This is a genomic window from Lentzea kentuckyensis, assembly GCF_002150765.1.
Lineage (GTDB): Bacteria > Actinomycetota > Actinomycetes > Mycobacteriales > Pseudonocardiaceae > Lentzea > Lentzea kentuckyensis.
Map to the genome: position 1 here is coordinate 62120 of NZ_MUYM01000032.1, position 14166 is coordinate 76285.

The window sequence follows — 14166 nt, forward strand, 5'->3', positions numbered from 1 at the left end:
TTCAGCTGTAGCCCAACGCCCGGCGCCGCACGCCGTCGCTGTCCTCGCCGGCGACGTGGCCGTCCGGTCTGATCACGCGCCCCGCCGAGACCGTGAAACCCGGTCCGGCGGCGCGTGATCCCGCGATCAGCTCGCCGCCGTCGGTGGTCAGCGGCGAATCGGTGTAGGCGAACGGCGTGAACAGCTTGCCGGAGTCGATGCCCTCACCGGTTTCGAGCGCCTTCTGCCGTGCTTCGCGTTCTTCGTCGTTGCCGGGCACCAGAAAGCGCATGGTGTCACCGGTGATGCGGAGGTTCTCGTCGGCGGCGGCACCGCGTTCGACGTCGTAGGACGCCAGCAGGCCCGGTCCGGCCTCGCCCCGCCGGTCGGCCGCGATCTTCCAGGCCGCGTTGTCGGCGTCGCAGATCCCGGAGTTCAGGCCGCGGGCACCGAACGGGCTCATCACGTGCGCCGCGTCGCCGGCGAGCAGGATCCGGCCCTCTCGCAGGATTTTCGCGCGGCGCTGGTGGAAGCGGTAGGTGGACTGCCAGACGACCTCGTACGGCTTGTCGCCGACGATCGCGCGGATGTGGTCGTCGGTGAGCTGGACGTCTTCTGCCACCTGCCAGTCGATCCGCCAGACGCCCTTCGGTTGCGGGTGCAGCAGAACCTGGCGGCCAGGGTTCCAGGGCGGGTCGAAGTAGAAACGGCGTTCGGGTGTCTCGAAGTCCAGGTCGACGCGGACGTCGGCGATGATGAACCTGTCGTCGAACGAGAAGCCCTCGAACGGGATGTCCAGGAGTTGCCTGACCCTGGAGTGCGCACCATCCGCGGCGATGCAGTGGGTGGCCCTGATTCCGTCCCGCGTGGACACTCCGGTGTCGTCCTGGGTCAGGCTTTCGAGGGCGTGGCCGTAACGGAGTTCGATCAGCGGCTCGGCGCGGACCCGTTCCTCCAGCAGCTGTTCCACGACGGTCTGCGGGGTGTTCACGAACGGCGGGAAACCCTTGGCCTCGGGGAAGGTGAGGGTCAGCACCTCGCGGTCGCGGTGGAAGGTGCGGCCGGTGTACCAGGTGACGCCGGCATCGGCGACGGCCTGCCCGACGCCGATGCGTTCCAGGATCTCCAGTACGTCGCGCTGCACGCAGATCGAGCGGCTGCCCGCTCTCGCGCGCTGTTCCTGGGCCTCCAGCACGATGCTCGGCACGCCGGCTCGCGCGAGGAACAGCGCCGCGGTGAGGCCGACCGGCCCGGCGCCGACGACCAGCACCGGGCTCATTGCAGGGCGTCCCAGACGGCGCGGTCGCGTTCGGCGGTCCAGATCTCCGGCCAGTCCTTGCCGTCGCACTCGTCCCAGTACCGCTGCACGTCGAACGGCAGGCAGTGCTCGAAGATCGGCCAACGCCCGTAGCGGCCTTCGAGAGTCTTGTGCGCCAGTTCGAAGGCCTGCTTGAGCGTGCCACCCTCGGCGTGCACGCCACCGACCGTGCGACGCAGTTCGTTGAGGAAGTGCCTGCTCTGGTTGATCGCCGCCTCGACCTCGTACCGGTCGCGGGCGACCTTGCCCCGTCCGCCGACGAGCACCTCGGCACCGAGGTCCTCGATCTCGTCCAGAGTGGACGTAGCCCACTCGTCGTGGAACGCGTCACCGGTGTAGAGCGCGGCCTGCGACTCGACCAGGTCGCCGGCGAACAGGATGCGCTGCTGCGGCAGCCACGCCACGATGTCGCCCGCCGTGTGCCCGCGGCCGAGGTGTTGCAGCACGAGATCGCCGCGCTCGTCGCCGAGCGGGATGCTCATCCGGTCGGAGAACGTGAGCGTCGGCCAGGTGAGACCGGGGATCTCCTCCGGCCGTTCGAAGAGCCGCGGCATGCGGCCGAACTCGCTCGCCCAGTCCTGCTGCCCGCGTTCGGCGATCAGCACCCGTGTCATCTCGTGCGTGACGATCTCCTGGGCGTCGAACGCGCTGGCGCCGAGCGTGCGCACGGCGTGGTAGTGGCTGAGCACGAGGTACCGGACGGGCTTCTTGGTGTGCTCGCGGAGCTGCGCGAGCCACCGGCGCGCGGCCGCCGGGGTGGCACGCGCCTCGAAGCAGATCAGGAAGTCCTCGGCCTCGATCGCCCCGACGTTGGGGTCACCCTCGGCGGTCAGGGTGTAGACGCCCTCGGCGAGCTCGACGAACACCTCGTCCTTCGGGGCGAGGTCGGCGCTGGAGGCAAAAGGCTTCTTCGGCGGCTTTGTGGCCATGCCTACACCGTGTCAGGACGCCTTCACGATCGGCAACCGCAATGCGGCTGGAGCTTGATCGGGAACCGCCGGGTTCTTCGGCTTCGTCGGGTTGATCCGCTGGTACGGCTGCGCCTGCTCCGGCCGCTGGTCCTGCTCGCCCTTGTTCGGCCACAGCGAGAACGCCCGCTCGGCCTGCGCGGTGATGGTGAGGCTCGGGTTCACGCCGAGGTTCGCACTGATCGCCGCACCGTCCACAACGGACAGTCCGGGGTAGTTGAAGACGCGGTGGTAGGGGTCGATCACGCCGTCGTTCTCGCTGGCCGCGATCGCGCACCCGCCGATGAAGTGCGCGGTCAGCGGGATGTTGAACAGCTCACCCCACGTGCCGCCCGCCATGCCGTCGATGTGCTTGGCGGCCAGCAGGTTCGCCTGGTGACCAGCCGGGATGAACGCCGGGTTCGGCTCGCCGTGGCCCTGCTTGCTGGTGAGCTTGCCGCGCTTGAGGAACGTGGTGATGGAGTTGTCGAGGCTCTGCATCACCAGCAGGATCACGGTCCGCTCGCTCCACCGGTGCACGCTGAGCAGCCTGAGGAGCCGCAGCGGGTGCCGAACGGCCTGCTTGATGAACTGCAACCAGCGCGGTGTGCTCGCCGCGCCGTCCGTGGCGAGGGTCTGCAGCATGCCCATGGCGTTGCTGCCCTTGCCGTACCGGACGGGTTCGATGTGCGTGATCTCGTCGGGGTGGATGGAGCTGGTGATCGCGACGCCGCGGGTGAAGTCGTTGTCCGGGTCGACCGTGTAGCGCGCGGCCCCGATGATCGACTCGGAGTTGGTGCGGGTGAGCTCGCCGAGCTTGTTGGAGATCTTCGGCAACGTGGTGGCCTTGGCCCTGTGGAGCAACTGCTGCGTGCCCCACGTGCCGGCGGCGACGACGACCTGGTCGGCGGTGAACGTCTTCGTGGCTTTCCCGCCGGTCATCCTGGTCTCGATGGACCAGCTGCCGTTGTTCTCGTTGAGCTTGGTGACCGTGGTCAGCGGGAAGACCTGCGCGCCCAGCTTCTCCGCGAGGTAGAGGTAGTTCTTGACCAGCGTGTTCTTGGCGCCGACCCGGCACCCGGACATGCAGCTGCCGCACTCGGTGCACCCGGTGCGTTCCGGCCCCGCGCCACCGAAGTAGGGGTCGGCAGCAGGTTTTCCGGGCTCACCGAAGAACACGCCGACGGGCGTCGCGTGGTAGCTGTCCTCGACGCCCATGTCCTTCGCGACCTTCTGCATGACGACGTCGCTCGGGGTCGTCGTGGGGTTCGTGACCACCCCCAGCATCCGGCTCGCCTGGTCGTAGAACGGCTCCAACTCGTCCTGCCAGTCGGTGATGTGCGCCCACTGCTTGTCTTCGTAGAACGGCTTAAGCGGCCGGTACAACGTGTTCGCGTACACGAGAGAGCCGCCACCGACGCCCGCACCGGCGAGCACCATGACGTTGCGCAGGGTGTGGATCCGCTGGATGCCGAAGCACTTGAGCCGCGGCGCCCACAGGTATTTGCGGAGGTCCCAGCTGGTCTTGGCGAACTCGTCGTCAGCGAACCTGCGCCCCGCCTCCAGCACGGCGACGCGGTAGCCCTTCTCGGTCAGGCGGAGCGCGGCCACGCTGCCACCGAACCCGGAGCCGACGATGACGACATCGAAGTTACCGGCGAGTTCACCCATGACCCGGAGAGTAGGCGTTACTTCCGGTAACGCCTAGTCCCCGATCGGTTCAGACGCTCAGAGAACCAGGCCCTCGATCACCCAGACCATGAAGGCCACGGCCAGCGCGGTGATCACCAGGCCACCGCAGACGAACAGGGCCAGCACCTTCCAGCCGATGCCACCCACGCCCTCGTCGTTCTCCGCGGGCGCTTCCTCGATCTCGATCTCTTGGACCTCGGCGTCCGCGTCAATCGTGTCCACATCACTGTTGCTGCTGCCGCCGAACAAGGCATCCAATTCCACGCTCATGAGGACGCGCGGGACCGGGCGTCGGTTGCAAGATCACTCTGCGCCCATGCGGCGACGGGCAGGCTCAGATAAACGCCCACGTCAGCGAAGCCCACGACGTCCTCCACGGCCTTGCACAGGCCGTCGACGCGGCTTTGGCGGTTGGCGGCGCGGCTCTCGAACCACTTGGACTTGACCTCGACAACGATGTCCACTCCGCTCACGTCGAACGGACCGCGTGGGCGGAAGCGCAGTTCCACGTCGCCGGGCTGGAGGTCGCCGTCGTAGGGCTCTTCCGGACATTCCACGGCGACCGACACGGCGTGCGGCAGTATCGCGGCGAGTTCCTTCAGCACGGTATGAGGGACGTGGGGTGCGTAAGTGATCTCGACGAGCGGCACCTTCCCAGCAAAGCAGAAGGGCGCGTCCCAGCTGGGACGCGCCCTTCTGGGTGATCAGGTTCAGCCGCGGATCGTCAGACCGACCTTCTGGAACTCCTTGAGGTCCGAGTAGCCGGTCTTGGCCATGGCCCTCTTGAGCGCGCCGAACAGGTTCGTCACGCCGCGCGGGTCGGACGACGGGCCGAACAGCAGCTTGCGCAGGTCGAGCTCCTGGTCCACGGCCTCGGCGACGAGGCTGCGGGGCACCGACGGGTGCGCGGACGAGGCCGTCCAGTACAGGCCCTGGCCCGGTGCCTCGGTCGCGGCGGCGAGGGGCTCGCCCAGCATCACGGCGTCGGCACCGCAGGCGATGGACTTCGCCACGTCGCCCGAGGTCATGACGCCGCCGTCGGCGATGACGTGCACGTAGCGGCCGCCGGTCTCGTCGAGGTAGTCGCGGCGGGCGGCCGCGGCGTCGGCGATCGCGGTGGCCATCGGCACGCCGATGCCCAGCACGGAGTCGGTGGTGGTGACGCCGGGCGTGTAGCCGTAGCCGACGATCACGCCCGCCGCGCCGGTGCGCATCAGGTGCATGGCGGTGCGGTAGTCACCGACACCGCCGGCGATCACCGGGATGTCGAGGTCCGCGATGAACGACTTCAGGTTCAGCGGCTCGCCGTCGCGCGACACGTGCTCGGCCGAGATGATCGTGCCCTGCACGACCAGGATCTCGACGCCAGCGGCCAGCAGGTCCGGGGTCAGCTCGGCAGCGCGCTGCGGGCTGACGCGGACCGCGACGGTGACGCCCGACTCGCGGACCTGCTTGATCGCCTCGGCGACCAGGTCCATCCGCAACGGGGCGGCGTGCAGCTCCTGCAGCACCTTCACCGCGGCGGCCGGGTCGTCGCTGTCCTCGGTCGCCTGGACCAGGCGGAACAGCGCCTCGTCCACGTCACCGTGGCGGGCCCAGAGGCCCTCGGCGTTGAGCACGCCGAGACCGCCCAGCTCGCCGACCGCGACCGCCGTGCCCGGCGACACGATCGCGTCGGTCGGGTGGGTGATCAACGGGATGTCGAAGCGGTAGGCATCGATCTGCCACGTCGTCGAGACGTCCTTGGACGACCTCGTGCGACGGGACGGGATGATCTCGATGTCGTCCAGCTCGTAGGCCCGCCTCGCGGTCCGGCCCATGCCGATCTCGACCAGATCGCGCACCTGTGGTTCTCCTTCGTCCGGGGGTCTGGGGGCCGCCCCCAGAGAAAGCACGGCGAGCGAACGTGGTCCGCGCTTTTCCGCGGACACACGTCGCCCAGAGCGAGCGGGCCTTCGAAACGGCCCGGAGCACCCTAACGGGTGGTGTAGTTCGGGGCCTCGACGGTCATCGTGATGTCGTGCGGGTGGCTTTCCTTCAGGCCCGCCGCCGTGATCCGCACCAGCTGCTGGTTCTGCAGCTCGGCGATCGAGCGGGAGCCCGTGTAGCCCATCGCCGCCCGCAGGCCGCCGTTGAGCTGGTGCACGACCTGCGACAACGGGCCGCGGAACGGCGTGCGGCCCTCGATGCCCTCGGGGACGAGCTTGTCCTCGTTGAGGACGTCGTCCTGGAAGTAGCGGTCCTTCGAGTACGACTTGGCGTCGCCGCGGGACTGCATGGCGGCGAGCGAGCCCATGCCGCGGTAGGTCTTGAACTGCTTGCCGTTGACCAGGATCAGGTCGCCGGGCGCCTCCTGGGTGCCCGCGAGCAGCGATCCGAGCATCACGGCGGACGCGCCGGCCGCGATGGCCTTGGCGATGTCGCCGGAGTACTGGATGCCGCCGTCACCGATCACCGGCACGCCGGCCGGGCGGCACGCGAGGGAGGCCTCGTAGATCGCGGAGATCTGCGGCACGCCGACACCGGCGACGACGCGCGTGGTGCAGATCGAGCCGGGACCGACGCCGACCTTCACGCCGTCCGCGCCCGCGTCCACCAGGGCCTGGGCACCGGCCCGCGTCGCGACGTTGCCGCCGACGACGTCAGCCGAGTCGCCGAGCTCCTTCTTGATGCGGGCGACCATCTCCAGCACGCCGCGCGAGTGACCGTGCGCCGTGTCGACCATGAGCACGTCCACGCCGGCCTCCGCGAGCGTCATCGCGCGCACGAACGAGTCCTCGCCCACACCCACGGCGGCGGCGCAGAGCAGGCGGCCGTCCGGGTCCTTGGTGGCGTTCGGGTACTGCTCGGTCTTCACGAAGTCCTTGACCGTGATCAGGCCCTTGAGCTTGCCGTCGCCGTCGACGATCGGCAGCTTCTCGACCTTGTGCCGGCGCAGCAGCCCCAGCGCGGCCTCGGCCGACACACCGACCTGCGCGGTGACGAGCGGGCCGTTGGTCATGACCTCGCTCACGCGCTTGCTGTGGTCGAGCTCGAACCGCATGTCGCGGTTCGTGATGATGCCCACCAGCTTGTTGTTCGCGTCCGTCACCGGCACACCGGAGATGCGGTAACGGGCGCACAGCGCGTCCACCTCGGCGAGCGTGGCGTCCGGCGAGCAGGTGACCGGGTCGGTGACCATGCCGGCCTCCGACCGCTTCACCGTCTCGGCCTGACGGGCCTGGTCCTCGATGCTCAGGTTGCGGTGCAGCACGCCGATACCGCCCTGACGCGCCATCGAGATCGCCATCCGGCCCTCGGTGACCGTGTCCATCGCGGCGCTGGCCAGCGGAATCTTGAGGGTGATGTTGCGCGAGATCCTGGTGCTCGTGTCCACGCCACTGGGAACGACGTCGGACTCGGCAGGCAGCAGGAGCACGTCGTCGAAGGTCAGTCCCAGCATGGCGAACTTGCTCGGGACTCCGTCAGCGTTGAGCTCGCTGGTCATAGCGGGTGACATGCCTTCCGTCGTGCGGTCTGCCCCACAAGCCCGCGGGTCAGGTTTCCGCAGGCGGAGGCGGTGCTGCCCATGGTATCTGGACGGCTCGGGGGGTACGGCGGGTACCGTGCGGGGTCGTGCCGCACGACGCGTTGCCACCAGACCCCTTCGAGGGCGACCCCGAGGACCCCGCGCTCACCCTCGGTGAGCCGGACCACGACCATCCTCCAATGGACGAGGACGAACGAGCGGAGCTGGTCAGCGACCTGAGCGACCTCGCCGTCTACCAGGCCCTGCTCCAACACCGCGGGGTGCGCGGCATCGTCGTGGACTGCGGCGAGTGCCAGGAACCGCACTACCACGACTGGGCACTGTTGCGAGCCTCACTCGAACAGCTCCTCGCCGACGGCCGGATGCGCCCGCACGAGCCCGCCTTCGACCCGGACCCCGGCGCGTACGTGAGCTGGGAGTACTGCCGGGGGTACGCGGACGGCGTGACGGCCACCGAATCGGCCCGCTAACAGCAGATACTTACACAATACCCAGCATCAAGTGGGGTATTGTGAAGCTATGCCCGGATCGAGTTCGAGAACCGGTCGGCCGGATGAGAACAGCATCAGGCGCACTGCCGCCCTCGTGCGCACCGATGGCTGGATGACCACCGCCGCTGCCGCGGAACTGCTGGAAGTCAGCCCCGCGCAGGTTCGAGACCTCGTTCGAAGCGGAGTTCTGGTCGCCACCAAGCTGGACGGCGGCGGCATGTTGCTGGTCGACGAGGAGTCGGTGCTCCGGCGGCGTGCGGCTGCCCCCAAGGCTGGACGCCCGCTGTCCGAGAAGAACGCGTGGGCGATGCTGTGGGCAGTCGGAGGCCGCGAACTCAGCTGGGCGACTTCCGCAGAACGTGTGCGAATTCACCGCTACGCCCGCCGGCCGTTGTCGCAGTGGCCTGGCCTGCTGAGTCGTCGAGCACGAGTTTTCCGCGTACGCGCTCCTGAATTCGTGACCAACCGCATCACTCGACTGGACGGAACCAGCATCGGAGGTGTGGCGGCCGCGTTGGCACACGGCGCACCGCTCGTGTCCGGCGCGGAAACCGAACATGAGCTCTACCTGACACCACCAGCGCTCCGAAAAGCGCGTGAGATGCCGGGAATCGGATGGAGTTCCAGCACGCCCAACCTCGTCCTGCGCGAACTGCCCGACACACTTCCCGACAGAGTGGTCTCCGTGATCACCACACACGACATGGTGCCACTCGAGGTCGCCGCCGCGGATCTGCTCGATCAGGGCAATGAACGCGCCAGTCGCGCGGCCGCAGAACTTTTGCGCCGAAACGAGGGCTAGTCTCGACGCGCATGACGTTCAACCGGTGGCCCGAACGGAGAACAGGTTGACGTCCTCGCACCCAGCGGGGTGAGGCCGCCACCAGACCTCACCACCACACCGCCAGGCCGAACCGTCGAGGTTCCGGCCGGCCGCGAAGCCCTGCGGAATCGGGTCGTGGTCCGGGCCGAATACCAGAACCAGACCGCGGAACTCGTAGTACCGGACATGACCAGAGCGCTGAAGCTCAAAGCGGCCGCATACGGCCAGGAGCACAGCAAGGCGCCTGCCAGGGCGTGGAACTCGCGGCACCTCGACGACCTCGCGTTCCTGACGTCGCTGATCATCGACCCCACGCCTGTCATCACAGGCCTGCGCGACGCGGTGAACAGCCTCAGCCTCGCGTCGGTCCTGGACAGACCAGGCCACCACGCCTGGGCCGCCGCAGGCGACCGCGCCGAGGACGCCCACCTGATGTGGGACGTACTTCGCAACAGCTGACTGTCAGACCGGTCACATTCCACCCGACGTGTGAACGCCCGAGCATGTGAACGGCCCCTGACCTCGAAAGATCAGGGGCCGTTCACACTGCGTCTCAGTTGGGTCAGTTGGACCCGGTCCCGCTCTGTGGCCCTTGCGTCTCACCGGCCGACCCGCTGCCCGGCGTCACGCCGGTGCCCGGCTCGACGGGGGGCGGGGGCGGCGGCTCGGCGTTCGACGACGGGTTCGGCGGCGCCGGGGTGTCCGACGACGGCGGCGTCGAGGGCTGGGTCGTGGACGGCTCGGCGGACGTCGAGGAGGGTGGCGTCGACGGCTTGCTCGACTCGCTCGGCTTCGTCACCGGCGGGGTCGTCGTCGCCGGGGAGGTCGCGGTGTTGGTGTCGAGCTCCTTCTCGAGCTCCTTGTGCTTCTCCTCGAGCTGGGCCTTGCCGTCGGCCGTCGAGACGGACTCGAGGCTGGCACCGACCTTGTCGAGCTTCTCGCGAGCCTCGGTCACCTTGCCCTCGCGCAGGGCGAGGCGCGCGGAGTCGAGGTTGTCGCGCACGATGGCGGCCGCCTCGATCGACTTCGCGTGCTCGGAGTAGAGCACCCGCGTCAGGCCCCAGAGCGTGTCGCCCGGCTGGGCGTCGCGGGCCACCAGGCTCACGCCGGTGAAGGCGATGGCCAGTACCGCGGCGGCGCTCGCCAGGGGAATCAGGAAGCGATGCCTGCTCACCGGCTGCGGGCGGGCAGCCTGGATCGTGGCGATGGCGGTCTCGGTGTCGACCAGTTCGCCGAACGGCTCGGTCTCCACCTCGTTGCGCCATGCGAGCAGCAACGCGTTCAGCTCGTCATCGACCAGCGAGCCGGTCGCACCCGGAGTCGCGGACCCCAGTGCGTCCAGCAGCCTGTCATCGGCCTGTACAGCCGAAAGATCGTCTGGGACGGGTTCGTGCGGGGTTCTACCGTCCTGTCCGCGCACTTCCTCGTCGTCCTTCCCGTACTCGTCGGCCACTCAGACCACCTCCTCCGCTGCCAGCGACTTGCGGAGCCGAGCCAGCGCACGGTGTTGCGCCACCCGGACCGCACCCGGCGTCGAACCGACCGCCTCGGCAGTTTCCTCGGCGGAAAGCCCGACCACCACCCTCAACAGCAGGATCTCCCGCTGCTTCTCCGGCAGGACACGCAGTAGTACAGCCATCCGATCGGAGAGTTCGCCCTGCATCGCCCGCTGCTCCGGACCAGCTTCGGTCTCCGGCGCGTCGGGAACTTCCGGAACGGGCTCGGAGCGGTTCCTGGCGGCAGACCGATGCGAGTCGGCAACCTTGTGCGCCGCGATCCCGTAAACGAACGCGAGGAAGGGCCGACCCTGATCGCGGTAGCTGGGCAATGCCGTGAGCACCGCGAGACACACCTCCTGGGCCACATCGTCCGCCGAAGCGAAGCTTCGCTCCTGCCTTCCAACTCTGGCGCGGCAGTACCGCACCACAAGAGGACGAATGGAGGCCAGCAGGCGTTCGATCGCCTGGCGGTCGCCGTCGACGGCCGCGCCCACTTCGGCGTCCAGTCCGTCCCCCAAGTTGGTCATCGCAGACAACAGCCCTGGTGTTACTTGTTGGCGTACCGACATAGAACAACACGAGTCACTCACGGCGACTCGTAGCAGCAGCTCTCACCGTACCGGTCTTCAGGCCTTCTGCTCATCAGAGGGGTATGGACACCCCGGGTGACCAGCCGACACGCCGAACGGCTCAAGCCCGGCGACATTGTCACCGGGCTGGGCTAATTACGCGATTCGAAGAACCACCCCGCGCAGAGGTGAGCCGACTCACGTCACCGGCCCCTCGACCCCACCTGCGGCAGATGAGGACGAGGGGCCGGTGCGACGAGAAACGACTACTGAACGAGGCCTCGCCGGAAGCCGTGCGCGACCGCCTGAGCGCGGTCACGAACACCGAGCTTGCGGAAGAGACGACGAGCGTGCGTCTTCACCGTGTCCTCCGACAGGTAGAGCTCGCGGCCGATCTGGCCGTTGCTCTTGCCCTGACTCATGCCCCGCAGCACCTGGAGCTCACGCTCCGTGAGCTGCACTCCGGGGTCGGAGGGCTGGCGCGGCGCCGGCACGGAGGTGCTGGCGAGCGTGTGCGCGAGGGCTGCCACAAGCTCGGGACGCGACGCGTCCCACCTCAGGTAGCCACGAGCGCCGCCGGCGATCGCCGCAGCGATGCTCCCGGCGTCGTCGGGTGCGCCGAAGACGATGACGTTTGCCTGCGGGTTCGCGGAGACGAGCCGACGGGTGGCTTCAACCCCGGTCGGGACGGCGCGCTGGGTTCCCACCAGGACGACGTCGACCGGCTGCCTTGAAAAGCGAGCCAACAACTCGTCACCGTGCGCTACGCAGTCGATGCGGCTAACCCCGGGGACAGCCGACATCACGCGGGTGAGACCCTCCCGCACACTGCGCCGGTCGTCGCAAATAAGGACCGTGGTCACGGGGACTCCTTTCCTGCAGCCGAGTGACGTTCCATCTCCCCTATCGGACGCTCGGGGCCCAACCTTGACACGATCCGGTGCTTAATCCGTCAAGAAGTTCGCCTGAGGGTCTGCGTTCGGGGGTTCCCCGGAACGGAGCAGCCCACTCGGCACCCACGGGGAATCAAGAGCAACCTGACGGCTGACGGGATCAGCTCTCCGTAACACGCAGCTCAGAGCCTCCGTCGCCCGGTTGATGGCGACTGCGCCCACCGTGGGGGCATGGCCCGCCAGCACAAGAGCGCTCGGCCAGATCAACGGATGAAGACCCTTCGCGGCGCTGTGATTTAGCTCACACTCGACTAGTTCAACCCCTCGGTTCAGGCCGTCGGGTGTCCCCCACACGACCAACGAGGTGCCCAGAACGAGTGCCGACTTGAGCTCGTGACGCAGCGCCTTTCGGCTCGTCGCTACGCCGTACGCCCGCTCCGCCGGGGCCACGGCGGCGTGCGCCCGACCGGACGCGAGCTCAACTTCAGCGGTTACCCATCCCAGCCGGACTTCACTCCTCCACGAGTCCGTCTCAATACGCGCGAGCAACCGGCGGGCCTCATCCGGGCGTTGAGCACCGAGCGAATCGGCGGCGAGACCGAGCAGCGCGTCGGTCCTGGCTCCCGCCGCGTCGACTCCGTCCGGATCGCCACCGCCGGTCGACCGGACCCGCGCGAGGGCCGCGCCGTCGAGCGGGCGGGCGAGGTGATGAGCCCCGAGCTGGCGGTGATGCGAGGCGCGCGTCGAGAGGGAAAGAGAGGCGATCACGGGGTCCGGGTCGTGACGGAGCGCATCCAGCACGGTGGCCGCGGCGGCGTAGTGGCCCTGGCCACCCAGGACGACCGCGGCGAGCCAGCGCACCCGTGGATTCGAGGACGACAGCGCTGACCAAACATCCAGATCGGGTGAGTCACCGAACGCGGCCCGGCGCAGCTCCTCTTCCACCGGTGAAGTCTGTCAGGTGACAGCGGCCTCGACGGCGTCGGCGGCGGCAGCAAGGTCCTCCACGCGCTCGGCCAGCGTCGTGACCACCCCGCGCCGCCAGCCCGGCCCGCCGACGAACAGCCGCACCTGCTGCCGGGTGCGCGGCAGCGCGGAGATCACTCCCGGATCGGCGTACCGGGGCAACTGCGCCCACAACACCACCGCGGAGGGGGCGGTGCGACGCACAGCGGCGGCCAGCGCGTCCATCGGCAACGCCGCTCCGAGCTGACGGACGACCACGCCTCGATGCGCGAGCTCGGCCGCCAGCGGATAGAGAGGAAGGTTGTGCCTCTCCTCCGGCATGCACGCCAGCAACACGGGCCGATGGTTGCGCCCGAGAGTGACGAGTGGTGTCGCACGCACGAACGCGGCGAGCACGCACTCGTTCAACAGGTGCTCGACCTCCACGCCGGCACCGGACAGCTGCCAGCGCGCCGCGACGGCCGTCAGCACCGGGCGCACGACCTCGTCCCAGGTGGCGATCACGCCGTCGGACGCCAGTGAGTCGGCGAGCATTCCCTGCACGGCGATCGAGTCCATCGCGACCGCCGCCCGGCCGAGCCCGCGCGCCAATCGAGACGCTCCCGGCATTTTCAGACCACGACCACCCGATGGGGCTACGGGCACTTCGCCGTGCGTCATCGAGGATTTCGAGTCGAGCGCGAAACGGGCGGCTTCGGAGGACGACGCGCCACGAAGAAGAGCGCGCTGCATCAATTCCAGCCTGGCCACGTCGAGAGGTCCGTATTTCCGGTGTCGCCCGGTCGTGTGACCGCTCGGCCCGAGCCCGTAGCGGCGGTCCCAGGTGCGCAGGGTGGCCGGAGCCACGCCGAGTCGCCTGGCCACCGCGGCCACTGAGAGAAGGGGCTCACTCGTGTGACTACCGGGCGATCTGATCTCCGGCGGTGTCATCACGAGAGCCATGTTCCGTTCACCTCATCCGGGCGGCAACTCCGGGCGGTGAGTGATCGAACACGCGTGTCGTCACCCATCAGTTGATAAGGGTCTTCAGCCTCTTGAACAAGTTTTGAAGCGGTTCTACGGTGGATCATCATTAAGCCGAATGGAGCAGTCGTCACGGAGGCGGTCTCGATGGCGGACACCCGAAGGCTCCCCGGTCCCAACGCAGATCTGTGGGACTGGCAGATGCGCGGTTCGTGCCGGGGCATGGACAGCGCGTTCTTCTTCCACCCCGACGGCGAACGGGGTCCGGCGAGATCTCGCAGGGAAGCTCGAGCCAAGGCGGTCTGCCTCGCCTGCCCGGTGCTGGAGATGTGTCGCAGGCATGCGCTCGCCGTGCAGGAACCGTACGGAATTTGGGGCGGGCTCTCGGAATCGGAGCGCGACCACATCATCAAGGCGCGCAAGCGCCAGCTCGCAATCGTTTAAAAGGAAACGGGCGGCACTCGGAAGTGCCGCCCGTTTCCTTTTGAGTTCAAAAC

General features: G+C 68.4%; 16 protein-coding genes. 4 read left to right on the top strand and 12 right to left on the bottom strand.

Translation table 11 applies throughout. The annotated features are described in order from the left end of the window. Window position 1: 1 nt before the first annotated feature. From B0F77_RS17025 to guaB, 7 genes are all read right to left on the bottom strand, one after another. A complete protein-coding gene (locus B0F77_RS17025) occupies window positions 2-1258 on the bottom strand; it encodes an FAD-dependent monooxygenase (RefSeq protein WP_086663879.1) in 1257 nt (418 codons plus the stop codon). Further along, a complete protein-coding gene (locus tag B0F77_RS17030; protein ID WP_086663880.1) occupies window positions 1255-2226 on the bottom strand; it encodes an MBL fold metallo-hydrolase in 972 nt (323 codons plus the stop codon). Before B0F77_RS17030 ends, B0F77_RS17025 begins: the two co-directional genes overlap by 4 nt. 12 nt (window positions 2227-2238) lie before the next feature. Further along, complete coding sequence (locus B0F77_RS17035; protein WP_086663881.1) at window positions 2239-3915, bottom strand: GMC family oxidoreductase; 1677 nt, start codon at window positions 3913-3915, stop codon at window positions 2239-2241. Window positions 3916-3972: 57 nt separating this feature from the next. Then, window positions 3973-4200: a hypothetical protein gene (locus tag B0F77_RS17040; RefSeq protein WP_143466784.1), complete on the bottom strand. Its 228-nt coding sequence runs from the start codon at window positions 4198-4200 to the stop codon at window positions 3973-3975. Window positions 4201-4202: 2 nt separating this feature from the next. Beyond that, complete coding sequence (locus B0F77_RS17045) at window positions 4203-4586, bottom strand: hypothetical protein (RefSeq protein WP_086663883.1); 384 nt, start codon at window positions 4584-4586, stop codon at window positions 4203-4205. A 60-nt stretch (window positions 4587-4646) separates the two neighbouring features. Further along, window positions 4647-5780 carry a GuaB3 family IMP dehydrogenase-related protein gene (locus B0F77_RS17050; RefSeq protein ID WP_086663884.1) on the bottom strand — a complete coding sequence of 378 codons (1134 nt, stop codon included), beginning with the start codon at window positions 5778-5780 and terminating at the stop codon, window positions 4647-4649. A 131-nt stretch (window positions 5781-5911) separates the two neighbouring features. Then, window positions 5912-7423 carry an IMP dehydrogenase gene (gene guaB / locus B0F77_RS17055; RefSeq protein ID WP_086663885.1) on the bottom strand — a complete coding sequence of 504 codons (1512 nt, stop codon included), beginning with the start codon at window positions 7421-7423 and terminating at the stop codon, window positions 5912-5914. 128 nt (window positions 7424-7551) lie between these two features. Between guaB and B0F77_RS17060 the strand changes: the two genes are divergently transcribed. From B0F77_RS17060 to B0F77_RS17070, 3 genes are all read left to right on the top strand, one after another. Beyond that, window positions 7552-7935 carry a DUF5319 domain-containing protein gene (locus tag B0F77_RS17060; protein ID WP_166044613.1) on the top strand — a complete coding sequence of 128 codons (384 nt, stop codon included), beginning with the start codon at window positions 7552-7554 and terminating at the stop codon, window positions 7933-7935. A gap of 133 nt (window positions 7936-8068) precedes the next feature. Continuing rightward, complete coding sequence (locus tag B0F77_RS17065) at window positions 8069-8758, top strand: helix-turn-helix domain-containing protein (RefSeq protein ID WP_158102727.1); 690 nt, start codon at window positions 8069-8071, stop codon at window positions 8756-8758. Window positions 8759-8914: 156 nt separating this feature from the next. Then, window positions 8915-9238, top strand: a complete 324-nt coding sequence (locus tag B0F77_RS17070) for a hypothetical protein (RefSeq protein WP_086663887.1) — start codon at window positions 8915-8917, stop codon at window positions 9236-9238. Between the two features lie 103 nt (window positions 9239-9341). Here B0F77_RS17070 and B0F77_RS50555 read toward each other — a convergent pair whose 3' ends face one another. The 5 genes from B0F77_RS50555 to B0F77_RS17095 all read right to left on the bottom strand — a co-directional run bounded on the left by B0F77_RS50555 (window position 9342) and on the right by B0F77_RS17095 (window position 13636). Beyond that, window positions 9342-10232: an anti-sigma-D factor RsdA gene (locus tag B0F77_RS50555; protein ID WP_086663888.1), complete on the bottom strand. Its 891-nt coding sequence runs from the start codon at window positions 10230-10232 to the stop codon at window positions 9342-9344. Beyond that, window positions 10233-10805 (bottom strand): sigma-70 family RNA polymerase sigma factor, encoded by a 573-nt coding sequence (locus B0F77_RS17080; RefSeq protein ID WP_086663889.1) that lies wholly within the window; start codon window positions 10803-10805, stop codon window positions 10233-10235. Between the two features lie 308 nt (window positions 10806-11113). Then, window positions 11114-11710 (bottom strand): response regulator transcription factor, encoded by a 597-nt coding sequence (locus B0F77_RS17085; protein WP_030471988.1) that lies wholly within the window; start codon window positions 11708-11710, stop codon window positions 11114-11116. 81 nt (window positions 11711-11791) lie between these two features. Then, window positions 11792-12685 (bottom strand): hypothetical protein, encoded by an 894-nt coding sequence (locus tag B0F77_RS49795; protein ID WP_086663890.1) that lies wholly within the window; start codon window positions 12683-12685, stop codon window positions 11792-11794. A 12-nt stretch (window positions 12686-12697) separates the two neighbouring features. Continuing rightward, window positions 12698-13636 (bottom strand): MerR family transcriptional regulator, encoded by a 939-nt coding sequence (locus tag B0F77_RS17095; protein WP_169730942.1) that lies wholly within the window; start codon window positions 13634-13636, stop codon window positions 12698-12700. A gap of 180 nt (window positions 13637-13816) precedes the next feature. Between B0F77_RS17095 and B0F77_RS17100 the strand changes: the two genes are divergently transcribed. Further along, entirely contained in the window at window positions 13817-14113 is a 297-nt protein-coding gene (locus B0F77_RS17100) for a WhiB family transcriptional regulator (RefSeq protein WP_086663892.1), read from the top strand. The last annotated feature ends 53 nt before the right edge of the window (window positions 14114-14166 follow it).